At 33.5% G+C, this 26,905-nt stretch carries 22 protein-coding genes and 1 pseudogene; 10 read left to right on the top strand and 13 right to left on the bottom strand.

Features of this window, described 5'->3' with window-relative positions:
• Nucleotides 1-200: 200 nt before the first annotated feature.
• The gene (locus RT99_RS25710; protein WP_242607206.1) at nt 201-2,834 is read right to left on the bottom strand and encodes a sigma 54-interacting transcriptional regulator; all 2,634 of its coding nucleotides are present in this window, start codon (nt 2,832-2,834) and stop codon (nt 201-203) included.
• Between the two features lie 194 nt (nt 2,835-3,028).
• On the opposite strand from RT99_RS25710, the gene RT99_RS13580 reads away from it, so the two are divergent.
• The 6 genes from RT99_RS13580 to RT99_RS25345 all read left to right on the top strand — a co-directional run bounded on the left by RT99_RS13580 (nt 3,029) and on the right by RT99_RS25345 (nt 8,282).
• On the top strand, nt 3,029-4,021 hold the full coding sequence (locus RT99_RS13580; protein ID WP_042565297.1) for an SDR family NAD(P)-dependent oxidoreductase: 993 nt from the start codon (nt 3,029-3,031) through the stop codon (nt 4,019-4,021).
• Between the two features lie 30 nt (nt 4,022-4,051).
• Nucleotides 4,052-4,870: an AraC family transcriptional regulator gene (locus RT99_RS13575; protein ID WP_042565296.1), complete on the top strand. Its 819-nt coding sequence runs from the start codon at nt 4,052-4,054 to the stop codon at nt 4,868-4,870.
• Nucleotides 4,871-5,232: 362 nt separating this feature from the next.
• Nucleotides 5,233-5,814, top strand: coding sequence for a TetR/AcrR family transcriptional regulator (locus RT99_RS13570; RefSeq protein ID WP_052483675.1), 582 nt, complete (start codon nt 5,233-5,235; stop codon nt 5,812-5,814).
• A gap of 306 nt (nt 5,815-6,120) precedes the next feature.
• The gene (locus tag RT99_RS13565; RefSeq protein ID WP_042565295.1) at nt 6,121-7,293 is read left to right on the top strand and encodes an MFS transporter; all 1,173 of its coding nucleotides are present in this window, start codon (nt 6,121-6,123) and stop codon (nt 7,291-7,293) included.
• Between the two features lie 303 nt (nt 7,294-7,596).
• The gene (locus tag RT99_RS13560) at nt 7,597-8,127 is read left to right on the top strand and encodes a hypothetical protein (RefSeq protein ID WP_042565294.1); all 531 of its coding nucleotides are present in this window, start codon (nt 7,597-7,599) and stop codon (nt 8,125-8,127) included.
• Nucleotides 8,128-8,129: 2 nt separating this feature from the next.
• Complete coding sequence (locus RT99_RS25345; RefSeq protein WP_165571361.1) at nt 8,130-8,282, top strand: hypothetical protein; 153 nt, start codon at nt 8,130-8,132, stop codon at nt 8,280-8,282.
• A gap of 100 nt (nt 8,283-8,382) precedes the next feature.
• Here the strand turns inward: RT99_RS25345 and RT99_RS25705 are convergent.
• From RT99_RS25705 to RT99_RS13545, 4 genes and pseudogenes are all read right to left on the bottom strand, one after another.
• Nucleotides 8,383-8,562: pseudogene (locus RT99_RS25705) on the bottom strand (4-hydroxy-tetrahydrodipicolinate reductase); the annotation flags it as partial.
• A gap of 240 nt (nt 8,563-8,802) precedes the next feature.
• Nucleotides 8,803-9,675, bottom strand: a complete 873-nt coding sequence (locus RT99_RS13555; protein WP_042565293.1) for an NAD(P)H-binding protein — start codon at nt 9,673-9,675, stop codon at nt 8,803-8,805.
• A gap of 79 nt (nt 9,676-9,754) precedes the next feature.
• Complete coding sequence (locus RT99_RS13550) at nt 9,755-10,324, bottom strand: Crp/Fnr family transcriptional regulator (RefSeq protein WP_052483674.1); 570 nt, start codon at nt 10,322-10,324, stop codon at nt 9,755-9,757.
• A 264-nt stretch (nt 10,325-10,588) separates the two neighbouring features.
• The gene (locus RT99_RS13545; RefSeq protein WP_207384893.1) at nt 10,589-11,269 is read right to left on the bottom strand and encodes an IS6 family transposase; all 681 of its coding nucleotides are present in this window, start codon (nt 11,267-11,269) and stop codon (nt 10,589-10,591) included.
• Between the two features lie 288 nt (nt 11,270-11,557).
• On the opposite strand from RT99_RS13545, the gene RT99_RS13540 reads away from it, so the two are divergent.
• Nucleotides 11,558-11,944: a hypothetical protein gene (locus tag RT99_RS13540; protein ID WP_371198030.1), complete on the top strand. Its 387-nt coding sequence runs from the start codon at nt 11,558-11,560 to the stop codon at nt 11,942-11,944.
• A 327-nt stretch (nt 11,945-12,271) separates the two neighbouring features.
• On the opposite strand, the gene RT99_RS13535 is transcribed toward RT99_RS13540, so the two are convergent.
• From RT99_RS13535 to RT99_RS13500, 8 genes are all read right to left on the bottom strand, one after another.
• Nucleotides 12,272-13,189 carry a GyrI-like domain-containing protein gene (locus tag RT99_RS13535; RefSeq protein ID WP_042565291.1) on the bottom strand — a complete coding sequence of 306 codons (918 nt, stop codon included), beginning with the start codon at nt 13,187-13,189 and terminating at the stop codon, nt 12,272-12,274.
• Between the two features lie 392 nt (nt 13,190-13,581).
• Nucleotides 13,582-14,301, bottom strand: a complete 720-nt coding sequence (locus tag RT99_RS13530) for a hypothetical protein (RefSeq protein ID WP_042565290.1) — start codon at nt 14,299-14,301, stop codon at nt 13,582-13,584.
• 410 nt (nt 14,302-14,711) lie between these two features.
• Nucleotides 14,712-15,236 carry a hypothetical protein gene (locus RT99_RS13525; RefSeq protein WP_131494917.1) on the bottom strand — a complete coding sequence of 175 codons (525 nt, stop codon included), beginning with the start codon at nt 15,234-15,236 and terminating at the stop codon, nt 14,712-14,714.
• A complete protein-coding gene (locus tag RT99_RS13520; RefSeq protein ID WP_165587202.1) occupies nt 15,208-16,215 on the bottom strand; it encodes a hypothetical protein in 1,008 nt (335 codons plus the stop codon). Before RT99_RS13520 ends, RT99_RS13525 begins: the two co-directional genes overlap by 29 nt.
• Nucleotides 16,216-16,419: 204 nt before the next feature.
• Nucleotides 16,420-17,958, bottom strand: coding sequence for a T9SS type A sorting domain-containing protein (locus RT99_RS24720; protein WP_052483673.1), 1,539 nt, complete (start codon nt 17,956-17,958; stop codon nt 16,420-16,422).
• Nucleotides 17,959-18,011: 53 nt separating this feature from the next.
• Entirely contained in the window at nt 18,012-19,277 is a 1,266-nt protein-coding gene (locus tag RT99_RS13510; RefSeq protein WP_042565287.1) for a hypothetical protein, read from the bottom strand.
• Nucleotides 19,278-19,325: 48 nt separating this feature from the next.
• Nucleotides 19,326-20,834 carry a transglutaminase-like domain-containing protein gene (locus RT99_RS13505; protein ID WP_042565449.1) on the bottom strand — a complete coding sequence of 503 codons (1,509 nt, stop codon included), beginning with the start codon at nt 20,832-20,834 and terminating at the stop codon, nt 19,326-19,328.
• A 1-nt stretch (nt 20,835) separates the two neighbouring features.
• Nucleotides 20,836-22,842 carry an O-antigen ligase family protein gene (locus tag RT99_RS13500; protein ID WP_042565286.1) on the bottom strand — a complete coding sequence of 669 codons (2,007 nt, stop codon included), beginning with the start codon at nt 22,840-22,842 and terminating at the stop codon, nt 20,836-20,838.
• A gap of 1,500 nt (nt 22,843-24,342) precedes the next feature.
• Between RT99_RS13500 and RT99_RS13485 the strand changes: the two genes are divergently transcribed.
• The 3 genes from RT99_RS13485 to RT99_RS13475 all read left to right on the top strand — a co-directional run bounded on the left by RT99_RS13485 (nt 24,343) and on the right by RT99_RS13475 (nt 26,707).
• Nucleotides 24,343-25,515 (top strand): hypothetical protein, encoded by a 1,173-nt coding sequence (locus tag RT99_RS13485; RefSeq protein WP_042565283.1) that lies wholly within the window; start codon nt 24,343-24,345, stop codon nt 25,513-25,515.
• A 324-nt stretch (nt 25,516-25,839) separates the two neighbouring features.
• Nucleotides 25,840-26,097 (top strand): hypothetical protein, encoded by a 258-nt coding sequence (locus tag RT99_RS13480; RefSeq protein ID WP_042565282.1) that lies wholly within the window; start codon nt 25,840-25,842, stop codon nt 26,095-26,097.
• A gap of 205 nt (nt 26,098-26,302) precedes the next feature.
• Nucleotides 26,303-26,707, top strand: a complete 405-nt coding sequence (locus tag RT99_RS13475) for a hypothetical protein (protein ID WP_042565281.1) — start codon at nt 26,303-26,305, stop codon at nt 26,705-26,707.
• The last annotated feature ends 198 nt before the right edge of the window (nt 26,708-26,905 follow it).

Genomic DNA, 26,905 nt, shown 5'->3' with positions numbered 1-26,905 from the left:
CCATCCAATTAAAACACTAGAAATCAAATACTTACATGCATATTCAGATTTAAAACTTCCCTTTACAAAGGGAAATCATTTTAACTTTCACTTTATAGAGTGAATACTTAAATTTTAGATCGAATTAATGTTGGACATAAAAATAAAAATGCCCATTACTATAATTTGCAATGGGCATTGGTATTTAAATAAAGAAGTCTTTAAAAGTATTCTGATTTAGTAATGAGGAGTTTTTTCATTTTAGAGTGAAGCGTATTCCCTGGTATATTTAAAACTTCAGCTGCACCACCGGCTCCGGAAATTTTACCGTTGCACCTCTTTAATGCATTAATAATAAATAAACGTTCCATTTCTTCTAATGATTTATTGAAGATATTTTCTTCGGCATCGTTTTTATCTGTTTTTTTGGGAAGATATACTTCTCGCAAAACAGAATCGGTAGTCATAAGAACGCTCCTCTCTAAAAGATGTTCCAGTTCCCGTACATTTCCCGGCCACAAATAACTATGCAATTGCTGCATTGCTTTTGGTGCAATACGTTTTATATTTTTGCCATTGTTTTTATTGTACTTGGCTACAAAAAAATTAGCGAGCGCTTCTACATCTTCCATTCTTTCGCGGAGTGAAGGCAGATAAATAGGAAAAACATTTAATCTGTAAAACAGATCCGAACGGAAACGCCCGGCATCTACCTCTTCTTCAAGATTACGATTGGTTGCCGCAATAATTCTGACATCAACTTTTATGGTGTCTTTTCCCCCTACACGTTCCAATTCTCGTTCCTGAATAACTCTTAATAATTTTACTTGTGCTTCCAGCGGCATCTCTCCTATCTCATCCAGAAATAATGTGCTGTTGTTGGCCAATTCAAACTTTCCTATTCGTCTTTCGGTTGCTCCTGTAAAAGCTCCTTTTTCATGTCCGAACAATTCACTTTCAATTAAATTCGCCGGCATTGCGGCGCAGTTCACTTTAATCATCAACTTGTCTTTTCTGTGAGATGCATTGTGAATAGCTCTGGCAATCAATTCTTTACCTGTTCCTGTTTCACCAAGAATTAAAACAGTCGAATTTGACTCAGCCACCAAAGACATTAAATGATACACTTTCTGCATTTGTTTACCACTTCCGATAATCTCTGTGAAATTATATATGTTTTTGATTTGTTCTTTCAGATACACATTTTCGTGTTCCAACTGCTGTTTGTACAATAAAAGTTTTTCGTTTGCCTGTATATTGGCAATTGCAACTGAAATTTGCGAACATATTCCTTTTAATATCGAAGCATCGAGTTTGTCTGCCAGCAGCCACATTGTAGCAACATTTGAGTTTCCTACTTTTAGTAATGCTCCGTAAGCGTTTTGAAAACCTACTTTTTTCCACAATTGTGCAAAACCAGAATTGGTAATCCGAAGTTCTTCTTCCACATTAAAAACAATGGCGTTTCCACTTTTAATTACCTGAGCTGTATACGGTTCATAAATATCAAGTTTTACGGCTGCCATTTCATCAAAGTTAATTTCGGCTTTTTCAAACAATGTTCTGTCAAACATATACGGACTAAGCCCTATTTTGTCATCATCAAAAACATTTAGCATTGCCAATTTGGTACTCAAAAGATCCCTAAGTACGTTTATGATTGCAAGCTGTAAATCTTCTTTGGTTCGAACTCCGGCTATTTCGTTACTAAACTGCAATAAAACTGATTGCTCATTATTTTTGCTTTCTAATAATTCATTGGCTATAATATTTGACATCGCAGTAGAAATTTGAGAACAGATCCCCTGCAGTAACGAAATATTAATTTCCTCAATCGCAAGCCACAACATTCCCAAAACACTATCTCCATTTCGAAGTGCAATACCCACCATTCTCTTAAAACCTAATTTCTTCCAAAAGAAAAGATAAGGAGCCGTTATACCGCGGTCGATTTCAATATCCACATTGAATAATAGAGGTATATAACTCTCTAAAACTCTATTTTGCAAACCATCATTAATAGGGAATTTTTGTTCCAGCAATTCATGCAAAACAGGATTGTTATCTGTTGTTATACTTTCGTCATAGATATAAGTGCTTAAAGAATTGCCGTCATCATTCAATTTTCTAATCACATATCCCTGTAGCGGATTTATTCCCTTTAATGCCGTGCGAACTGCAATGGCAAGATCTTCTTTGTTTCTGACTTCTGAAATATCATTGCTAAAATCAAGCAGAAATGACTTTTCGTGTTCTTTTTTCTGTATCTCTTCATTTTTAATAATGTTAGAGACTGCAATAGAAAGCTGAGGAGTAATTCCTTTTATAATATTTCGAAATTCTGTAGTAAAACTGTCTGTTCTGTCTGAATAAACATGAATAAAGCCGAGTGGTTTATCTTCAATCCATAATGTCGCCATTAAGATCTCCCGAATACCGCCTTCATAGCTCACTCGTAAAAAGGAAGGACTTTTGGGTTTGTCTTTAACTTCTTCCAATAAAAACGAAATTGGATTTTCAGCATCTAAAACTTCTTTTATAAACGGTTCGTTGAGTGTGAAATGTGTTTTCTGCAATTTCGCATACGATTCTTTTTCTAATATTTCATCAGCAGCAGTATCCAACAAAAATCCTTTGTAAGTTTTGTCTTTATGATCAATTAATGTTACTACTGTATGTGTAAAATAATAGAGACTCTTTATTCTTTTAGACAATAGAAAAATCAAATCTTTTTTTTCTCTAACTCTTGTAATGTCTTTTCCTAACTCTAACAAAATAGCTCCTTCATTATGCAAAAGCCTTTGAGAAGTCTCTGCATCAGAACCTGTATATTCGATTGATTTTGCTTTTTTCATTGTCTAAAACATCATAAAACTGATACAGAATCAGGTTTAAATAAGTTAATGGTATAAATGTAGTAATATTAAATACACCGACCAGCAATTTTTTGATTCGGACGTTTAAGCAAAGTATATTCAGACGTTTAAACAAAGTGGCTGCTTCATGTATCCCATAATTTTGCTGTATAAAATAACTTAAATTAAAAAAAATGGAACAGAATAATTATCAGGGGAAATTACAGAAAGCTACAGGTTCAGGATTTAATGCTAAATCTACATCCAAGGAAGTTATAAATGGAATTGATCTTACAGGAAAAATTGCCATTGTAACGGGCGGAAATACAGGAATTGGTTTAGAAACGGTTAAAACACTTGCAGGAGCAGGTGCCACCGTCATTGTACCAGCCAGGGATGTCGAAAAAGCAAAAAGAAACCTGAAAAGTATTTCAAATGTAATAATTGAAAAAATGGATTTAATGAATCCTGAATCTATTGATAATTTTGCAGAAAAGTTTTTGCATTCAGACAGACCGCTTCATATACTTATTAACAATGCCGGAATTATGTGGGTGCCATTACGCAGAGATAATCGAGGATACGAATCACAATTAGCAACAAATTATCTGGCGCTGTTTCAGCTCACAGCAAGATTGTGGCCAGCACTAAAAAAAGCAGATGGCGCCAAAGTGGTAAATGTTTCTTCGGGAGGACATCAATTTTCAGATTTTGATTTTGAAGATCCTAATTTTCTACATAGGGAGTATGAAACCTTACAAGGATACGGGCAGTCAAAAACAGCCGTAAATCTTTTTTCATTGGAACTAGATACATTAGCAAAAGCCTATAATGTGCGCAGCTATTCCTTATGTCCCGGGGCTGTTGGTGAAACAGAATTAGGAAGAGAGGCTCCAATTGACTTGCTTCAAAAACTCGGTTACACTGATGCTGAAGGAAATATACTTCCCGAAGTTGCAGCTTCACTAAAAACGATTCCACAAGGCGCAGCCACAACAATTTGGGCAGCCACCAGCAAATTGCTCAATGATATTGGAGGGGTTTATTGTGAAAATGCAGATATAGCTTCCTTGAATGCAAATGAAGAAATTATTGGCGGTATTAAAGCTTATTCATTAGATGAAAAAAATGCAAAACGTTTATGGAAATTGAGTGAGAAGATGACCGGAATAAAATTCGATCTTTAATATTTGTATCTTTATACCACACAAGCAATTATGGATTATCAGGTAAATTACATAAACTCCGACATTAAACTTTCTAATTATTCCGGTAAGCTGTTTAAAACAGAAGCTGCGTTTAACGATCACCTGCTTGTGTGGTTAATTTCTGGTGAAACGAAAATTATCCAGGCAGATGAAAGTTTCGTATTTGGAGCTGGCAGTACTTTTTTAATTCCCCGAAATCAATTAGCCACAATTATTAATATTCCAAAAGATGATTTGCCGCACAAAGCAGTTGCCATGCATTTATCGGCTAAAAGACTTCGGGGATTTTATAACCACGAAAATCCAACGCTAAAAACTTCCACATCAAAAATTTTCAGTTTCCACAGACATCCTTTGCTGGAAAGCTGCTTAACTTCATTGATTCCTTATTTTGAAATGCAGGAAAATTTTCCCGAGAATATCGCTTCATTAAAAATTACCGAAGCAATTTCAATTCTTAGAACCATTGACAAAGAAATCGACTCTATATTAGCCAACTTTGAAGAACCGTATAAGATTGATCTGGCTTCTTTTATGGAGAAGAACTTTATGTTTAATATGCCATTAGAAAAATTTGGCTATTTAACTGGTCGAAGTTTGACTACTTTTAAGCGGGATTTCTATAAGGCTTTCAATGTTACGCCACAACGCTGGTTAACTAAAAAAAGATTAGAATTGGCATATTATCAACTTACAGAAAAAAACAAAAAACCTGTCGATATTTATTATGAAACAGGGTTTGAAAATTTATCGCATTTTTCCTTCGCATTCAAAAAGCGATTTGGATACTCACCAACTGAATTACAAAAAATAAATAAAAATAGTTAAAGTTTGTTATTAATCGCCCTCTTTAAAAATTAGTTAGCTTTAGCTATTTAGCGGTGTTTTTAAAATTTCAAAATTAGAGTTGCTTCTCTTTCTACAGAAGTCTATGGCTGGCTATTATCTCAACTCTCAACATTATTAGTTTTGTGGCAGAATCGTGGCGCACCAGTATTTTATAAAACTAAAAACACAGTAAATAGAAGTGCTATAGAATTAAGGTTCGAATCTGCAGCTATTCCTTTTTTTGATTTTCCACCGAACTTCAAAATTGATCTAATTCATTACTAACTCCAAGAAAACAAGAATTAAAAAATAATCTGTAATTCATAATAAACTGACCAGTTTATTATTATATTTGCATCATTATGGCAAGAACAAAGGAATTTGATTATGAACAGAAATTGGATATTGCGCTAGAACTTTTCTGGACGCAGGGATATCATGTGACTTCCATCACTGACTTGGAGACGCACTTAGGAATTAATCGAAGCAGTATTTATCCAACTTATGGAGATAAAAAAGCACTGCTTATTAAATGCCTGACCAAGTATATGAAATCTAAAGTATCAGAATATGAAGGTATTTTAAAACCTGGCCAGACTGATGCAGTTGAAACTTTAAGAGCATTATTAAAGCTGGCAGTAGCTCAAAGCATACAGGAAGACAGAATATGTCTGGCTGTTAAAATTGCTTTTGAACTGGCATTAACTGATCAGGAAGTCAGACGTCTGCTTGTTGCAAATGAGAAAAAGATAGAACACATCTATTTTGAAACATTAAAGCTGGGGCAGAGCCAAGGAAGCATTAAAGTTGATTTAGACACAAAATTGACTGCTGATTTCTTTGCCAGTTCGTCTAGTGCAATGTTCAAGAATTATGCATTAAATAAAAATCGAAAATATATCTACGATATGATAGAGACTTTAATCGTAATGGTTAAAGTCTAAATAGGTGACCTTGGTACGAAATTAATTATAATAAAATATTTTTTTAATCTTTTTTAAACCGATCAGTTTGATATGAAATAAATTTAAACAAAAGAATTGCATACTTGGGATGCATGGACGTTATCGAAATAATAAGTACAGATTTCGCTACTCTTATAAGATAAACTGTACATTATATAAAAATCGAAGGTGTAGCTACGGCATTTTAAAAACTTTAATCACTACGATTAAAATGAACTAGGAACTTTCGAACAGAATTAATAAGTAATAATTTTTTTTAACCTTTTTTAAACCGAACAGTTTAATATGAACTCAAATTTAAATAAAAGAATAGCGTACATCGGATGTCTGGGCGTTATCGGAATTATAAGCACAGAATTTGGCGTAATTGGCATCTTGCCGCAGATAGCTGATTACTACAAAATAAATATTGGAACCGCAGGGTACCTCTTGAGCATATTTGCTTTAACTATTGCCCTTACAGGGCCTTTCATGGTTTTATACGTATCAAAATTTGACAAAAAGAAAATTATGATGTATGCCTTGGGGCTTTTCCTAATTTCTAATTTCTTTTCAATTTTCAGCCCTCCTTTCTGGCTTCTAATGATACTTCGAATACTGCCCACGATTTTGCATCCAGCATTCTTTTCAATGGTAATTGCTGCCGCCACAAAAGACACATCGACTCAAATGCAGATGCGCTTAACCAGTATCATAATTGGAGGCATAGCCCTTGCACAGGTAACACTTATCCCATTCACCACATTTATCGCAAGTATTTACACCTGGCAGTTGAGTTATGTTATTCAGGGTCTGCTCATTTTGATAACACTGATCATCATTTATAAGTTTCTGCCTTCTATGCCCAATAAGGAGGTGAAGTCTTTTAAAAACCAATTGAGCATACTCAAAAGACCCAGGTTTATTGCCGGGACTTCTTTAAACCTGCTTCTTATAACTGCCTGGTTTTGTTCCTATAGTTATTTTGCCGATTATCTTTCGAAGGAAAAAGGTTTAAGTGCACAACAGATTAGCTATATGCTGTTTTTGTTTGGAATAATGGGTGTGATATCTAACTTTCTGGCAGGTCGTTTACTGGGAAGATATATGTTCTGGACTACCCTATTTTTCCTTGCAGGTACATTTCTGCTTCCATTTGCATTTCAATATACCGGCAGTTCACTGCTCAGCATATCAATTGTGGTGGGATTTTGGGGAATTATGTATGGACCATGCTTCCTAATTGGCGTCGGCCATATGGTATCGGCCGCATCCGATGCAAAAGAATTCGCAAACAGTCTTCAGACTTCGTTTGGAAATCTTGGTGTTTCACTAGGTACTGCTATTGGTGGATGGTTTATTAATCATTACGGAATATCAATTACGCCATGGATTGGTCTGGGTTTTGGTGCACTGGCTGTTATTGTAATTTTTTGGAGAGCGTGGCTCGATAGAGCTATTACAGCTGAGACCCTTTAAAGATTTGTAAAAAATACTATTTAAAGTTGCGGTCTTTGAAGACCGCAATTTTTTTTGGAGTGGATACCTTTTTTGCTAAAAAAAATTAAGATAGTTTTTAAAGTTATTTGACCATTCTAAGTTTTGTGGCAGAATCGTGGCACAATGCATTTTAAAAAAGTACAACATCAGAAAAATCAACATCTTACAAGTTTAGGTTCGAAACTTTTGTACAGTCCAACAATTCTGTCGACAGAGTCTGCAGAATTTATTTTCCATATTCAAATGTTTTCAAAATTAGATTATATTCATTAAATTAGCACTATGGATAAAGAAGCAGAATCAGGACTCGATTTTATAATTGACAAATTAACAAACTCGATAGAAAACGTGATTACCGGAGATAGTTTTCAGACTGAAATTTCTATTCTCCAAAATTCTGATTTAAAGTCTTTAACAAAGAAAAATGGCTGGCTTTTTAATTGGAATGAAGAATTTAAAAACCCAATTAGAGATGTTTATAAACTTACAATTTTTGGAAATTCAAAAATAATTCAAGGTCTTATAAGCTTAGAAGTTAAGTCAGATCATGTCTATATGCATCTTGTTGAAAGTGCTCCATTCAATAAAGGACAAACAAAGGTTTATGCTGGTGTAGCTGGTAATCTAGTTGCTTATGCTTGTAAATTATCTTTTCAGCGCGGTCACGATGGAAATGTTTCTTTTCTTTCAAAATCGCAATTAGTTGATCATTATGAAAAAACACTTGGAGCATTCCATTTCGGTGGTAGAATTATGATAATTGAAACAAAATCAGCTTTGAAATTAATCAATAAATATTTTCAAAATAAATAATTATGAAAACTAAAAAATTAGATTTAGATATAGACAGTATTGGTGGACTAAGTTCTCTAACATTAGCTGAAGAAAAAGCTTTAAGCGATTTTTTTCAAAAGAAAAAACTAACAAAAAAGAAAACTGAGAAAAAGAAATTAATACTTAAAAATTAGCACATACCATATCAGACATTTGATGTACTTGATACTTTTTGCTCCAAAAATTTAGCAATCATATGAATTATTATCTCAATTGTCTACATTATTGGTTTTTTTAATCCACTAAAACATCGAAATCTACTGTTGACAAAGTGGTTTCCATATCTTCGAAAATTGGAATATTTCTGGAGCTTAAATTAAGTATTTCAGCTAAATTTTCGCCCTTGTTGTTTCTCGAAAGTGCTCCAACAAGTTGCATGTTTGTATGGTTTAAAACTTCTTTGCTCAGTTCGGAACCAGCCCAACCTGCTCATCCTGCAATACATACTTTGATCATAATCTATTTGTTTTGTTTGTATTTATCCTCTTTTGATTTCTTAAATAACTTGATAAGTGATGCAGAACAGAATTTCTGCCATAATTATAATGTAAAACTGTCGATTGGCAGGTATCAAAAATAAATAAAATATTCAAAAGAGGATAAATGTAAAGTTAAGTTACCAATGCCATTTCCAGTTTTCTTCTTTGTTCAACCTTATTTTATTTTATCAACTACATTTTCAATCATCCAGTCCTTAATTGTTGTCGTAGTATCATCTGTTCTCGGCTCAGCATCATACAGGCCATTACCAATTGCCGTCAGCATTTCAGTTAAAGAGAATGCAAATGCTTCCGATGTATGGTGTTGTCCTAATAGTGTTTTAATATAGTCTTCATTTGAAACCTGCTGAAAACGGATCGGTTTGCCTGTCAATTCACTCAGTTGAATTGCAATGTCGCTATAGCTGATATCTTTCGGACCCTGAATCGCATATCCTTCTACACCTGCCCAGGTTTTATCAATTAGAAGTTCTACAGCTTTCGACGCAATGTCTTTTACCGCAACTTGTGGCATTTTGTAATTTCCGTCGATGGGCAAAAAGAACATTCCCGTTTTTTTTAATGATGTAATTTGATACAAAATGCTTTCGTAAAATACAGGGCAGCGCAATGCCCTGACTGATGCACCTGACTGATTGATGATATCTTCACCTTTATGGAGTGCTGTTATAAGACCTGCCTGCAAATTGCTTTCCTTCCCACCGCTTGACAAATAAACAACTCTTTCTGTGCCTGCATTTTTAATTGCGTTTGAAGCTACGTTAGCAAAGCTTTCGTAGTAGGCATTTACATCTTCTTGCGTGTTGCTCTGAGGTACACAAAAATAGAGCGTGTCGCATCCTTGCAATGCTTCTGTAAATTCAGATTCATTAAGTAGAGAGCCGGTTGAAACTTCTACTTTTTCTAAAATGTCAGCTGATATTTTTTCGGGATCTCTGACAAAAATTCTGACCTGTTGTCCTTGCTCTATTAATTGTCGTAGAATCATTGAGCCTGTGTTGCCTGTCGGCGTAGTTACTAAAATCATATTTGAACTTTTTTATTGTTTGTTGAAGTACAAAGATGACCAGAGTATTTTTTGTAAACATTGTCCTATGTTCACATTTTTACAGCTTTGATTTTAATCTGCTTAATGTTTGAGGGGTAAGTCCTAAATAAGATGCAACCATTTTATTTGATATTCTTGTCAACCATTTTGATTGATTTGTCAAAACCCAACGAACTTTTTCTATGGCTTCTAAACTTTGAAAACAATAAATACGTTCCTGAGACTTTAGGTATGCTGATTCCAGAATTTCTCTGTAAATAAAAGCAAACTGTGGAACAGTTTCAACCAAATGAAAGTAGTCGTCACGTTCTATAACCAACAATTCCGAAGGTTCAATAGTCTGCATAAATTCGTACGACGCTGTTTGATTGATGAGACTTGGTAACGCGGTTCCAAAAGAATCCTCAAAATGAAAATATCTCGTTCCTTCTTCTCCATTGTTGTTAATGTTGAAAAGTCGTATACAACCCTTATTTACAAAGAAGAAATGTTTGCAAATTGCGCCTTCTTCCAACAGAAATTCGTTCCTTTTGGTCTTTTTAATTTTAAAGTAGGAAGAGATATGAGAAAGTGTCTTATCGTCAATTTCAGTTCTTGTTTTAAAATATTCTTCTAATTGTATGTACATTTATATGTTTAAGTTCTTCATTAAAATGGGCGAGTAACTTTCATGTGAACATATTGAGATAAGTAATTAACTTTCTTAATTTTGTTTCAGCCAGTAAATTTAAAATTTAATTTGGAAGCATCTTTAGTATGCCTTTTAAATATTTCATAATTTAAACTTCATTTTAATAAACGTATGTTTTCTTTAAACTAAAATTTCACTTTTGCTCTATGGGTTCTGTCGCATCTGCCAGAATCAAATATAAAAATTTAAGTCATTTAAAAGTTAGCCCGCCACTTTACAGAATGATTTAAACATAGTTATCCCTGGTCCAATCATCTGGTTCTTTCTCAGCATATCTACAACTTGAATTCCGCTCAAGGTTCGTCTGGCCGATTCAAAACTTTTAAAACCTAATCCGTTTTGTATGCGCCACTTGATAAAAAGATGGTCCTGTTCTACAATATTGTTGCCATATTTACACTGTCGGATTTTAATCTTTGAGAATGAACGCTTGTTATAGACTTTGATAGCGGTAGTATTTGAACCGCTTTTATCAATATTTATTACTCTTGGCTTGTAGTTATTATTAATTGCTTTAATTAGAAATGACCAAGCACTCATTCTCTGTCTTTTTCTGGTCAAAAGAAAGTCTACTGTATTGCCCAATTTATCTGTCGCTTGATATAAATAACACCAAATGCCTTTTACTTTGATATAGGTTTCATCTAATCTCCAACTCGCCCCCACTCTGCCTTTTCTCTTCTTCATCTCTGACTCAAGCAAAGGTCTAAACTTAAAAACCCAGCGCTGAATAGCAGTATGATCAACAGAAACTCCTCGCATTTTCATGATCTCTTCAACATCCCGATAGCTTAATGTAAACCTAAGCTTAAAATATACGGCCTGCAGTATAATTGACTTCGGATAGCAATGACCTTTAGTATTGATGAGTTTAAGAATCAAAAAGGCAAAGATAAAACTTAGCTTTAGATGCGACAGAACCAGAATTGTGGCTTATGGTATTTTAAAAACAAAAATTGAGTATTGATTACAAGTACAACAATTGGGTTGCAATGTGCAGTTCTCCAACACAAAACAGGGCTGATCAGCAGCCCTAGCCCCGATAGCAGTGGAAATCCTTTTGTGCAGGTGTTTGGCACAAAAGATTGGAACGGATAGCGGGAATAGCTCCTAAAAAAAAAACCTATTGGCGCCGTTTCAGAAAAAAAACACAAGTAAACAACAAGCGTAATGGACCAGCTGAACCCTTTAACGCGATTCTTCAAAGCAATAGAAAAAGACCAGCGTATCAGCATCACCACTATTGGATTTTTTGCCGCACTGCTGCAGTTCAGAACTGCTGCATGTTATACGAATCCTATTAAAGCCTATGGGCATGAGATTATGAAGATAGCTAAAATAAGCGGCCCTGTGACCTATCATAGATGTACCGGAGACCTGAATGATTACGGTTATATAAATTATCTTCCAAAGAGAAATAGAATCAGAAGAGCATCATTTATTTCACCCTTTAAGAGTTTACTCAAATTCTCAGTAAAAGACAGCAGAGCTGTTTTTATGAGAAACCTGGATTCTTTATCTCACGGGCAGCTATTTTTTTTGTCGCAAAAATTTTAGGTGTTTTTTAAAGATATTTCACCGCTTTAAGTTTTGCGGCAGAATCGTGTCACATGGGTATATTGAAAAACACAAACCGGGCAAAACCAAGGCCTGGCGAGTTTAGGTTCGAAACTGTATTACGCTATTTTTATTTTAGTTGTTTTTTTCGTTAACAGGTTCGAATCCTGTTCCCTCTACTAGCACAAAAGCTTCAGATTTCTCTGAAGCTTTTTTTGTTATAGTTTTATTTTTTTTTGTAGATTAACTTTGTGTCACACGAAAGGATTCGTGCGGGAGCGGTGCGAAAACAATCAATTACTTATGACCATTGTTGTACAGCGTTTTTTATTCAATTGGTATGCAAAGGTCAACAATAGATTTCTTTTCAGGATGTTCATTAAAATTATTATGATAAATTTCAAAAGGCTCTCTGTCAGCTTTCTTATATCCATTTTCGTTCATCCAGACGAATAATCCAGTCCACGACTTTTCAAATTCCTTTAATCCAATTTCAAAACTTCCAACGATAAATTTTCCAGCTTCTATTGTTGTCACTCCAACCTCTCCATTTGTTTCCACTGCCTTGTCAAGTAAAATCGAAGCACTCATCCTTACTTTGTCGGATTCAGTAACTTTAAAACTGTCGTGATAAACCGTTATCATTTTTGTTTGGTCCTTTATTAATCCTTTTGGTGTTGCCCATTGCATTAATTTTCCATAGGCATTTTCAAGGTTATGAGGACCAATGCTTGATACATAAGCCAAATCCATTTTTGACATTTCTTTAATTTCAATTTTTGCGTTCATTTTTATCCAATTTTTAAGATTATTAATGACGCAAATGTATTTTTCATAATCAGGATATTCTTGTCCATTCTTGCTTTTAAGTTGACGAATCTTGCTAAATCTATTTGGATTTTGGTTTTTAAATTCAGTCGGGCTTACTCCAAAATGCTTTTTAAATGCTCTGGAATAGGAAGAATTATCACTAAATCCATATTTATGTGCTATTTCAGTTGCTGTTATGTTCTTATGTAACAAATCAGATGCTGATTTTTCTATTCTTCTTCGTTTTACGTATTCATGCAGAGTTTCTTGGGTAACAAATTTGAAAACTCGATGAAAATGAAATGGTGAGAAAAAAGCAATTTCCGAAACTGCATTTAACGATAAGTCCGATTCCAAGTTTTGGTCAATAAACTCAAAAACTCGGTTAATTCGATTTTTGTAATCAGTTTGTATTTCTTTATCTGTTAATGTCATTTCTTAAATGCTGTACAACTTGCTAATATGTGTGACAACCTACACAAAGCTATCAATTTTGGGTAACTTTATGTGATAGTTATTAAAAAATATTAAGATGCACTTGGAATAGTACTATAATAATCTTCAATTAACTGGTTAGATATTTGAATACTTCCCACTACAAAATAGTAATTAAATATGTTTAAATCTTGTAGTTTAATTTTTGTGGCAGGATCGTGGCACATTGTATTTTTGAAAACCAGATAATCAACAAAAACAATGGTTAAGCTATTTAGGTTCGAAACTTTTTAGAAACTTTTTTAGAGCATTGATAATTCGTTAATATAAATTTAATAAAAAAAACTACTGGAATACTAACAGGTTTTTGCTTATTAATGTCTTATACCAGATTAATTACGTTTGAAATTATTATTTTTAGTTTCTTTAGGATCTGTCGTTTTTATGTTGAATTTCTTGCACATTTTCGCAAAATCTTTTTCAAAATTCACTCTTAATACACCTAATCTGGGGTTTTGTAGTGTTCTATCAAAACTAAGATAAATCTTTGTTAAACGCTCATTTAGATGATAGTTATAAATTAAGTCATACAATTCGATTTTTTGCTCTTTACTCAGGCTTGGATTACTTTTTAACAATTGTTGATATTCTAATTTTGAATTTTCATTTGCCACCTCTCTATATTCATCAACTATAAAATAACAATACTCCTGATAGGTAAGTAAGTTGTTAATTTTTTTAGCATATAGATTTCGATATGCATTAGCCTTGAAATTATATAGGGTACCTCTATCTTCTAAAGTGTAGCTATCATCATATTGTTCCTTCCATATATCCAAGTATTTTAAACTTTCATTGCGCTCTTGCATTATTTTTAGCAGTTCATTTGTCTTCTCTTGCGAAAGGCCAGCACGTTTGGCATTTTCATAAAATACTTTGCTCATTTCTGTCTTCACAGCATTTTTATCTACAAGTGAACTTTCTTTTGACTCTACATTTATATCTATTGAATCGAGAGATATACGTGTATCGTTAGATTGAACAACGCTTTGTGCTTGCACCACTGTTACAAGCAATAAACCTGGTATAATTAAGCGAATTCTTGTTATCATATTTACTTTAATATTTTATCTGTTTTTATATTCATTATTATCTCTTTATGACTTAACTCCCCTTATAGTTTTAATACATATTATTGACTAGCATCAAGTAAGAATCTCTTACGTTTGTGTAGAGTAACCAAAGCCACACACAATTAAATATACAAAAACCGTAAATTTTTCATCATGTTTGTTTAAAGTAAAAGCTTTACCATTTTAACGGATGTAGCTTTTTTTAAAATGTTTATCTTAGTTTTTCGTAATGAGCACAAATGCAATTCTGTGCTATCCGTTACGAGGATGTTTATCAGTTTCGAGCGATTGATTTATTGTTAAAACCCTGTTAGCATTTATACATGCCGACAGGGTTTTAGTTAAGTATATAGAAAATTACGAAAGACTATTCATACGTGATAAACGCACTATTTAATTGTATCGGTTACAGATATGGCTCCTTTATCTATTAATCTTGCTTGTGCAAATACAGTAATTAATGAATCTCGTTTTTTTATACTTTTAGGATCAACTCTAAAAGGTCCAATTACACGATAAAGTGAAAAACGATCACCATTCTTAGCTTTTAAAACGACTGAGTCTCGAGAATAATTAACAATTTTCATTTCAAATCCTCCCATATTAATAACACTATCATTAATAAAATGCCATTTGTTATAAATACCATATTTATCTGGAATAGTATCAACAGCTCTTATTTTACGAATACCATCAATGTTTATGTTATATGTTTCATAAATGCCTGTCTTTGAAAAGCTATATGAATTGTAATAAATTGGTCGATTGTCTTTAGGTTCAGATACATTCCAATACTGAATACTATCGTTGGTTAGTATTTTGGTAATTTCATTTTGTTTATTATGACATGATGTCAAACAAAAAATCATCAATACTACATATTTTTTAATCTCTAGGGCTGTTAAGTTCTTCATATTCATATTTATTATCATACGGTATACCGTTTATTCTTGTTGAAAATGTTAATTTGTCAAATCCAGCCGATGAAAAAAGGAAATCATATATCTGTATACCTCCCACATTTTCATTGTTGTATTTATTAATTGCAGCAATTACACCAGCGTTATTCATGCCTACCACATTTGCTCTTGCAGCATTTAAAACTCTAACCATATATTGGTTTGCATTATTAAGTTTATAGTTAATCGAAGTTTTATTGAATTCAGGATCTGATGCTTCTTTTAAATAAATATTTGCATGATCCATAGACGTATAGTTAGGCGCATCATTTCTGGGGTCTTTCCAATGCAAAACTTCGTGGGTTATGACCGATTTAAAATCATGTACATTATCAAATTTTCCAGCAGCAAAAGCCGCACTTCTAATGGTCAAAACTCCATTTCCATAAAAAGCCACATCATCTCCTCCCTTATCTCCTAGGAGATTTATTGTTGTTACCACACCTGAATACCCTTTTGATTGGGCATAAAAAGCAGCTATTTTATTCAGAGCAGCAATTGAGCCTTGTGTTCTAGCTAATTGCGAGGGTTTGTACAAAACACCGTTAATCTCTATCAGTACTGAATTTCCCGTATCTCCTGAACGTAAAGGTCTTCCATTTTCGTTAAAAATATTATTTTTACCGGGTTCAAAATTATAAGAAGTAATGTTTATAGTGTATTCAGAATAAGTTGCGTTTATATCATCAAGCAGTACTCCCGGGGTTATTGTTTCACCTGACCCGCCCACGGTACCACAAGAGTCGGGAAAATAATTACAAGAATTTGCAAACTCATCACCAGAGTTTTGTCCATACATATTATATAACTCAGGATAATCTATTGGTGGAGATACCTGTAAAATAGTCGTTGTTGATACATAAGGCCCTACTGTTCCAGTTCTCCAGTCTGTAACGTTTGTCCCTACAAGATCTGAATCTACGTAAGTGTACATTTCTAAATCGTTATATGGATTCGAGTCGTTGTTTAAATAACCTATGAAGCTTTCAATAGTTGTATGGTAGTTAACTTCTCCTCCAGCATCATTAACTTCTTGTAAAAAATCATCGAAGTCAGCCCAATCCTGCGAATAACTATTCTGCCCCGTTAATAAGCATAAGAACGTAAAGGCTAATATATAATATTTTTTCATCGGTTCTTATTTTTTGATTAAAAGAGTTGTTTTTACTTCGGAGCCATAGGTTAGACGCAAGATGTAGTAGCCTGGAGGTGCGTTTAGTGCCAGGGTTTTGGTTTGTTGTCCCGCTGTTAAACTAGTCCATTGCTCCCTGTAGAGTTCTCTACCGGTAATGTAGTAGATGCTCAAAGTTACGTCAATGTCTTTGCTGAGGTTGAAACTGAGGTTAAGATCCGTTACAACTGGGTTGGGGTATATAACAACCGAAGAAATTACTTCTGACACTTCGCTAGTTTTTTCTTGTTTTTTCTCCATGATAATATACATAGGTTTTTCATTTTCTCTAATGTTAGTGTTATACAGTTGTAAGTTTCCCACGACAAACAAGGATTCTTCTGATTCTATGATTTGTAATTGTGCTTTTTTAAATTCATAAGTGGATGGTTTGTCCTTATGATAATGATCAAAACGTTCTATTTTAGAGTCCTGAAAGACAATAGCATCATCCTCTATTTTAGCAGAGAAAGCTACTGTATCTCCTGCGGTTTCACGCCATTCGCCTATAAGTTCTTTCTCATTTTGTTTCAGTTCGACTTGTATGGCTGTTTTGCTAATGATATTTTGTCCGCTAAAGTCGTAGCGCAATAAGTGTCCTGTGTAATTGCCTGAAATGTTATTGGTAATAGGAGTTTGTTTTACCTTTTGGAAAGTTTCGGGGGCATTTGTTTCGGTAATGTTTATTACTTCCGGAATGGCTTTTGAAACCGTTTTCACTTGGTTGGGGTTAGCGTTTTCTGCTTCTGGTTCAGCCAATTCTATTTCAGATTTTTTAAAGCCCAATGCAGCTGATTTGTTAAGCCAGTATTTAGCTTTCTCGGTATCTATAGCTGTTCCATAACCGTTGCGGTAACACAAGCCTAACATATACATAGCAGCACTACTTCCTTTTTGAGAGGCTGTTTCAAACAGTTGCATGGCTTTGGCATAATCCTGCGTGAAGCCGAACCCTTTGTAATGCAAATAACCTAAAGAGTACAAGCAATATCCGTTGCCTTTGTCTGCTCCTTGCTGGAAAATACTAATAGCCAAAGGATAATCTTGTAGCGCACCTTTGCCATGCATTACCATACCTCCCCAAGTGTTCCAGGCACGGTCATAACCTCCTTTTGCTGCTTTCTCAAAACAAGCTACTGCTTTTTCAAGGTTTACATTAGTGCCAACACCTTCCTTGTATAACAACCCTAAATTGTACCAAGCTTTAGCATAGCCATTTTCACCTGCTTTTTCGAACCAAAGAATGCTTTCTTTTTCGTTTACTTCAACTCCTATTCCTTTGCTGTACAATAAACCGAGTCCATTCATGGCTGCGGCATTGCCTTGTTGCGCTAGTTGCTTGTAGGTAGTAAGTCCTGCCTCGGGATTGTAAGTTTTACTGCCTTTTACAAGTTGCAGTCGGGCCTTAAATAACTCTGTATTCGTATCTGGGGACTCTTGCGAATGACCCAACATGCTGCCTAGAAGCAGCAATAAGAATACTCCTTTTTTTGTAGTTTTTTTCATTTTATTTGTATTTGGTAGTTAATTGATTTTTTTTTTGCGAGTTAATGGAAAAATTACCACGTAAGCGCATTTTTGAGAGTTGCATTTTTATTTTTATTTCTATTTAACGCATCAAGCTGTTTCAATAATTCGGGTTTTTTCTCATCAATAGCACGTTTTGACAAAATGGATTCTTGTGTATTGTATATTTTAATTTTCTCCATAGCAATTTGGTAGCTTAAGTGGTAATTTATAAATGTTTTAATATCGTTTTCTTTGTCTGGATTTTGAGTAAGTCCTTCTTTGTTGAGTTTGTTCCAGCTTTCGATTGCTTTTTTAGTAGCTGCTTTTTGGTTTTTATGTATTAGCCAAATATCTACTTGGTTGGGGGTTAATATTTCGGCAATGCTCTCATATTCTGACGGTACTGTTACAGGTGTATTAAGGCTTAATTCGTTCTCTTTGTTTTCTAATTTTATCTTTTCGAGTTGTGAATATTTTTTCAAGACAGTATCTGTTTGTGTTTTTGTGAGTTGGAGCGCTTTTTCATACTTTATAATCGAGGAGTAAGTATTGTCTAAATAACTTTCATCAGATAGTATGTAAGAATGTATTAAAATTGATGGCTGCATAACACTAATTTTGTTTATCAAACGCTCCCTTGTTGGTTTGTCATATCTTTCTGCTTTTTCATCTAAATAGCTATTTTTGGCTATATGATAACTAATAATCTTATTGTAGTCGGTTATGTCATTCTCATCAGCTATGAGTTGGAGTTGTTTTATTTTTACCCAGTCTTTATTGGCATCTTCTATCGATTTCTCTTTATAGATTATTTTCAACAGTGATACATATTGGTCTTTAGCCAAAATATTGTTAAGTTTTTGGTTGTAAATCCGAATAGTTTCTTTCGAAGATATTTGCTTAGTCGAAGTAATGGAGTCGTTTTGATGCCTTATTTTGCTGATTTGAGTAGGATCTAGTTTCAATTCAGACGCAAAATTCAAAGCGGCCAAAAACCTATTGTCTTTATTTATTTCATAGCCATAACTGTCCAGTTCTGTTGCGGATAAAATGGATTTTAAGAAATTAGTATCAACCGTATAATAGGATTTTAGTTTTTCAATAGCCTCCCCTTTTTTCAAACTAATGTTGGCCAAACTATCACTAGTGAATAGTTTTAGACCTATTTTTATTTGTTGGTCTTCCGTTAGTTTTACTTTTGAGGCAACATCTCCGATTGCATAAATAATGTGTGCGGGAAATTTTTTGCTCAAGTTTGAACTCAGTTGAGCCTGACTTATAAAAGGTAGGCAGAGTAGTAGGACTAATTTTTTCATGTTTGTATATTTTAAATTGTAATCAGTATTTGTTTCATTGCTATTTTTTTAATAATACGTCCTCACTCCACTGTCATCCATTACAAAGGGGCGTTCGAGTCCCTTGGTATCACTTGCCAAGAAAAGCAGCAAAGCATTTTTAGGAACTTTGGTAAAAAGCATTGATGTTGTAGTAGTTGTTACTTCTCGGCTGTCGACAAGTTTCCAGCCGTTACTCCAATAGAATAGTTTGTAGGTTACGCCCATTTTAAATTTGAGGTATTTATCGGCTTCGACGATGCTTATATCCCGGGTTTGTGCCAGATTAGGAAGTAATTCTTGAGATCCTTCATCGCCAACGATAACTGGAGCACCAGCAGGAATCAATTTTCCATTCGTATAATATTGCGGAATCAAAACCGTTTCTTTGCATATTGCTTTAAAAGAAGCTTGCCCTTTTTCGATTTTACCCCACCAAAAGGGCTTCCAGGCAAGTCCGTTAAATGTCGTGGCATACACAACTTTAGCGGTATTACTTGTTGGATATAATGAGCATTTTACATCGGTAGATTTCCAGTAATCGGGGGTTACATCAATGTAGTTTTGTTGTTGTAATATACCTTTAGGAATTTTGTTTTTATCTTCCAAACTAGCTAATGTTTCAGGTTGCCTTGAATAGGTCAAACGCAGGACTTTAGCTGGCTCTCTTATTATATTTGTAATGTAATCTTTAGGTCCAAAATCACAGTTAACAGGGTGCATTGCATCATCAAAGAAGGTATTCATAAAATGTCCTCCTGTAGCTGTAGCCCAGAAAGGAATAACATTTACTGTAGCTGGAACTCCTTGTGAACGCATAGTAAATACTCCTAAATTGGCAATATCTGCACACGAACCTAGTTTTCTAAATAATAGTTGCATACTCCCAAGTTTTGGCAGTGGTTCTTTGCGAGGTTCTCCCCAGTTGGTAAACCATGTTTCATAATTGTCTTTTACCGAATACAAAACGGTTTTGAACCCTTTGGAAGGGATCTGCTCTTTAATCCACTTGAATTTTTCGTTGTATGTTGTGCGCCACTGCTGTATAGGTTCTTCACTTATCCGATACGGGAGGATATATTCGCAGAAATCATCAAATGAAATATTCTTTATTGCAGAAGTCCGCCAGGCTACAAAAGCTTTTTCAAGATTTTCTATCAAATAGTCCCCTTTTATGGTTTCGATGTCTTGATAGAGTACCGCTGTTGGGTGTAATCGCGAATTTTGTTCTTTAAGAGTTTCAAAAGCTGTTTTCGCCTGCGTAAAATCAGGATAGTCCAATTCATTATAGTCTATTTTTTTGCCAGTAGCATCTTCCCAATAATAATCGGATGATGAATGTATGTCCATATTGGCAATCAAAAAATAAATGGCTTTAACTTTTAAAGAATCTTTACTTTTCTTGCAGTATTCGATGGCTTTTTCTAATTCCATTCTATTGCTTCCTGCTTTTTTCAATACTGTTTCAACAGGAACAGGATATTGTGCTTGTGCTAAAAAAGGAATTATGAAGAAGAGATTTTTAAGATAGTGTCGCATTTTAATTAAAAGATTTGAATTTGATGTTGTCATTACTATTGAACTGTTTTCTACTTGTTTCTTGGATTGTTAACTTTTTCAATAAAACCCGACACATTTTTTTATACTGATTAACTTTTTCAGAAGGTGTTTTCGGTTTGATTTGTATTATTTCCTGGGCTAATGCAATCGCTGTAACATTATTTTTATTTTTCAAATAGGCTTCCAATAACATCATTCGATAGGAGAATTTGGAAGGGTATAAAGCAATAAGTGTTTCGTACTCTTGAATGGCTTGTGGGTATTGTTGTAGCTTTTCATAGCTTTTGCCAGCCCCCAGATATACTTCTGGCAAAGAGCTTAAGGTTTGTGCTCTTTTGAAGCAAGTCATAGCTTGCTGAAAATTTTGTGTTTTAAAATATAGAAGACCATAGTTTTTCCAATAATCACTATTTTCTTTTAAGTGCAGTTTTAAATCAGGCATAATTTTCAAGGCTTGTTCAAAATGTCCAGCCTCTTTTAGAAGTTTTGCTTTTTTGTTTTGTCTATCAGCTACAGCAATTCCAAAAAGGAGGTATAATAAATAAAAACTGCTAGAAATAATTAAACTTTTATACACTACTGAAATAGCTTTACTTTTTTCAATAAAAGAAAATTTTACAGGAAGCTGTAATGGTTTTAGTGTACTGCAAATAATAGATGCATAAATGATCATCATACACATTACCGGAACGATTTGAATGGTAGAATTAACCATAGACATCCCTATAAAAGCTACAATTCCGGCATAACTTAAATTGAAATGACTATTTTCTGTTTTTGAAATAATTTCAACATTGCCCTGAAGAATAAGTTCATTCCGATATGTTCTATTTTTCTCTTTTACAGTAATTAGAAGTGAGCCAAAAAACAGAACAATTAGTACTAATCCAATACTCCCTCCTTCAACTGCATTATGAAGCAGTTCATTATGTGGCATTATTACAGGACCGGCATTCTCTAATTCCTCATGTGTAGCTTTTCCTTTTTGGATATAGTTAGCCTGATATAAATTATATTCTTTTTCAAAATAGCCATAGCCATAACCCGTTATTGGTTTTTCAGTTGCCATAATAGCAGACACTTTCCAAATGAATTTTCTTCCGTCAGCCGAAGCTTTTTTAGCGTTATACAAATGAGAAGTTACAGGAATGATAATCAATAAACCTATAATCAATAAGGCTTTGGCAGAAGTTCTGTTTTTCTTGTTTTTGATCCAGTCGATTATTCGATATTCAAAACCATAGAAAACCATTACAGACAGTACAGTCCCTATAAAAGCCGCTCTACATTTAAGTAATAACAATGTAATTAGTAATAGAATGAAGCCAATCAACACTATCTTTTTGTATTTACTTTTAAATAAAAACAAGAACACAGGTACTGTAAGTGCTAAAAATATAGCGGTAACATTCGGATTATTCCAACTGCCTGTAACTGCAAAAAGCATGTTATGGCTTTTCAATAAACCAAAAAATTGAAAAAGGCAGTATAGAGATTCTAAAGTGGTAATCCCTACAATTCCAATAAAAAAAAGTTTGAAATTAAAACCTGGATTACTAAACAGTGAGCTTGCTTTAAGAAGCAAAAAATAAAGAGCAATACTGTAAATGCTAATAGCGAGTGTAGCTGTATTGGTAAAATAATGAGCGAGAATATAGAAACACCATAACCCAAATAAAAGAACTGGTGTTTTAAATGTGATACTATTATTAGTTAAGTTACAACAAGTATAAATCACTGCAAAAAGGAATGTGAAAACATACAATCCATAATAAGCGATAGTAATAGGATTATAAAAATATTCACTATTAACAAGACCTGAAGCAATGACAATTAAAAGAAAAATCCAATTAATTGATATAGCTGTTTCTATAGTATTGGTGTAATCTAAATTTTTTAGAAAGGAAACTTTTTCCTCATTTTTAGAGGTTGAGTCTAGTAGGTTTTTATTTTTTATATCCACAATTAAGTATATTACTTGATGCATTTACATTATAGGCTTTATACCATAAATCTTCGCCAACAAAATAACATGAGCGATCTGTGTGAAGATATATTTTTTCAATATCAGGTCTTTTTTCATTTCTTGTGCCTGTAAAAAAACTGATGTCAAAACCAACTTTAAAAACCCTAGATTGCGAAAATTTTTACAAATGAATTCAAACATATTAAAGTATGTATATTTAGAAGGTGAATAATAAATGCAGAGAACGTAGTTAGCTTAAAAAAAATAAGAACCTTAATTAATAGATATTATTAGATACTAAAATATTGATATAACAAAATCCAATTAATTTTTTGATTTAATTACCAAAACTTAACTTGTTAAATTTAACAATAAAGTATTTTCTCACTATCCTGTACTGTCCTGCTAAAATTTAAAATAAATCTTAATAATTAGAACTATATTTAAAAAATTAGCTATTAAATAACGCTTCTTGAAAATAAAATGATTAATTTATAATAAAAATATATTTCACAATTATGCAGTATTGAGGACCTAATGAGTATTTGAGCATTTACAAATTGGAGTAAATTTTAAGAAGCGACACAAATTAATTATTAAACCTAAGGACATGATGAAATGTCAAGAAGTTAATAAATACATTCGTCAAGAGAGGAAATTAATTTAGTGTGATATTTATTTGCTTAGTCAAAACATTGATAATTATATTGCACATTATAATTAAAAATTTATGGGTTGAAAACCTTTTTTGCCACAAAAAGTTAAGGCAATATTTAAGTATATTTTCTCCATTTTGTGTTTTGTGGCAGAATCATGGCGCAAAATATTTGGAGTGGATACCTTTTCTGCCACAAAAAGTTAAGACGTTTTTTAAAGATATTTCATCAGTCCAAGTTTTGTGGCAGAATCGTGGCACAAGCTATTTGGAGTTGATACCTTTTCTGCCACAAAAAACTACGGCGGTTTTTAGTGATATTTCACCAGTCTAAGTTTTGTGGCAAAATCATGGCACATCGTAATTTAGAAAAATAGAATTTCAGCAAAATGAATGCTTAGGAAGTTTAGGTTCGAATCTGCAGCTACGCTGTATGGTATTATTATGAGAAAGCCTTACAACGAAATCCTGCCTTTTGTAGGGTGAGTATTATTACTTTTTTAGAAAAACATCTCACTCTTTTCTCAAGTGATTAGCTACAGCCCTGATGCGTTCAGGACACTTCTTTTGCACAGGCCGCGCCGTTTTAATACCATAATTCACTTCAAAATTTCGGGGCAATGAGATTGTTTTTGGTGTAGCACCTTTGGAGCTACTAGCAATAAATATCAAGATTGTTTATGTGAAAAAATCGGCAAATAAAAATAGGATAAAACTTATAATAAACAAAATATAAAGTTCTTCAATAAACATAGATTTTATACTATGTAAATCATGAATGACTATAATTAATTAATAAAGAGCATAGGCGCAAACTTATCTACGATGGATTGTCTATATTTGAAAGTAATCTTTAAAAACAAAACATGGATAAAAATTTAAAGCAGTTTTTCATAAGGTCTTTTGTGATTTTATCATTGATTCATTTAGGCTATTTTTTATATGGCTATTTTAAGTTTGAAGGAATTGCAAATATTTACATCTATACCGAGTTTTATAGGTTTAAGTTCTACGATGACGTATCTATTTCTCACTTTTTTATAAGTGGACTATTTCTGCTTTTCTTCCTTATATTTTTGCTTAAAAATCATTCGAGACAAAATTATGCTTTGGGGACGTTGTCAAAAATTGGTGGTGTGTTGCTGCTGATTTCTTTTTTTAGCTTTTCTTTTTTTATAAGTTATAGCTTTGGTTTGAATGCAAAACTGAAATCGGAATTATCTGAAGCGAAATTTAACGAGGAAAAAACGTTGTTAAATGTTTTAAATCCATTTTTATGTAACTACACTTCCTACAGTTCGGAGAAATTATTCAATCCTGTGAATATTTTATACCCGAAACCCTACCCGGTTATGGAAGTTGTGGATAGTACATTGATATCAGATGATTATTATCATGTAGAACATAAATACTACAGCATTGATACTTTGAAAATGCTGACAACAGATTTAAATAAAGTTGCTTCTGTAACGAGCATGATTCTCGATAGTGTTGATTTTGGTAAAGAGGAATTTTTGAGTAGGATAATCAAGAAGAATATTATAAAAGATAGCACACAGATTATCTTTAAAGGCATGGAAGTGAATCCGGATTATGATGAAAATATTTGTATATTTTTAATGAATAATACCTTGTTCCTACCTGTTAAAGGCACTACATTACAAAGGCAGAAGTATAATAATGAGGTAAAGCGGTATAAATTAATTTATAATTACAGACACGATTCGCTAGTATCTAATTTTCAGAAGCTGGATACTTTGCTTAAAAAGTATAAGATTGAGACCCATATAGTTCCTAAAGATCTCGCTAAAGACATTGTGTATTTTAAAAATCACCACAGTGAGATACTGAATGAAATCAGAAATAATTATGACAGGAAGGCTTTGAAGGAAAAATTCATGACCTTAGAGCGACTATTTTACAAGCCAAATTATCTTCATCCGTCAATCATTTGGATTTTTTTTAGTGTTGTTATAGGTGCTTGGTTGATTGGATTTTTATTTTACATCCTGGTTAATTATAAAAGGAAAACAAAATGATGAATTAAAATTTGTTTTCGATCAACACAATTTAACGGAGTAATCACGAGGCAGTCCTACGGAGGATAGCTTATTTATCACCCCACTCCTGCAAATAAACACAATTATTCCTGCAGATGGAAAACTATGAAATGAACATTTCCATAATAGTCTTCACCCCATTAATATTACGAAATTAAAAGCCAAAATCTTCCATAAAGCGATATCTGTCGTTACCACTATATATGACCGACAAAATATTTGCTTTCTTCATGGTAATAATATGTTTTGGATTTTGGACTTATGTGACATTAAAAGGAATTAAAGCAACGATAAAAGAAAAATTTGTTTTCACAAAGAAAGGTAACGGGAAATTTAGAAATTCTCGATAAAGAAACTATCACAATTAAAGGCGATGACAGTGACACCTATTCTTGTGAACTAAGCATTTATTCTGATTTGGAAGGGAAAAATAAAACCATTTCAATTACGGAAAAAGATTATACCAAAATCAAAGTCGGAGATATACTCTGGATTGAATATTACTTAGATTGTCATTACATTAAAACAGTACCTAATACCCGATTAATCCTACCTGCCTGATCACCTGATCGCTATTTTATAAATGCAAACCATTATTCTGTAAAAAAAGTATCACTATCCTTTTTAAATTTGACAAAGCACAAAGGAAAAGGAAAAAAGAGCAAGTAGGCCAATGGACAAGCTAGAAAGCACGCCAATACCGCCCAACCTGCCCCGCGACTCTCCTTTAAAAAAACCACAGCAATAATTTAATTAAAAAAATAAAATGAAAAATTCAGATACAACGAAAAATTACGATCAGGACGACCGTAATTCTCAAAACCCAAACAAAGTCCCAAAAAGCACAGGTCCAAAGGGCAACCCTTATGACTCGGAGAACCTTGACCGGGAATCGGAAAGCGATTCAAAAGACATAACCGAGAAGGACATAGAAAAGGATCTTATAGAAAATGACCCTTCCCAGGGGTTTGAAACTGATATTGATACTAAAAAGAACAATGAGGATGAAGATGCAACCTTTGAGACCATAGAGCCCGAAAAGGATAATCCAGTCAAGAGGGAATTCGAAATTGGGCAGCTTGGAAGTGAGGAGCTTAAAGAAGACGAAAGCACCAGGGATGAAACGGGTGGTGCACCGGGCAATCATAAACCTTCTCAGCGAAAATTTTAATGTACCGGGATTGATGCCTATAAAAAAACCGTTATTAATAACTTTTTTTATAGAATCCCGGGATTAATCCGCTTCTTTAATCCAGCGATACTATCCTCTCCAACAGCTTGTTCGCATCCTGCTCAATGCACATTTACAGCTTCTGCAAAAAAAAATAGATAACTCTATCTATTTTTATCCTACCTTTGAAAAAAAAAA

The sequence above is a fragment of the Flavobacterium sp. MEB061 genome (genome assembly GCF_000834715.1).
Taxonomy (GTDB): Bacteria; Bacteroidota; Bacteroidia; order Flavobacteriales; family Flavobacteriaceae; genus Flavobacterium; species Flavobacterium pectinovorum.
The sequence above is the reverse complement of the archived record's forward strand: the minus strand, read 5'-3'. Positions and strand labels throughout refer to the sequence as shown.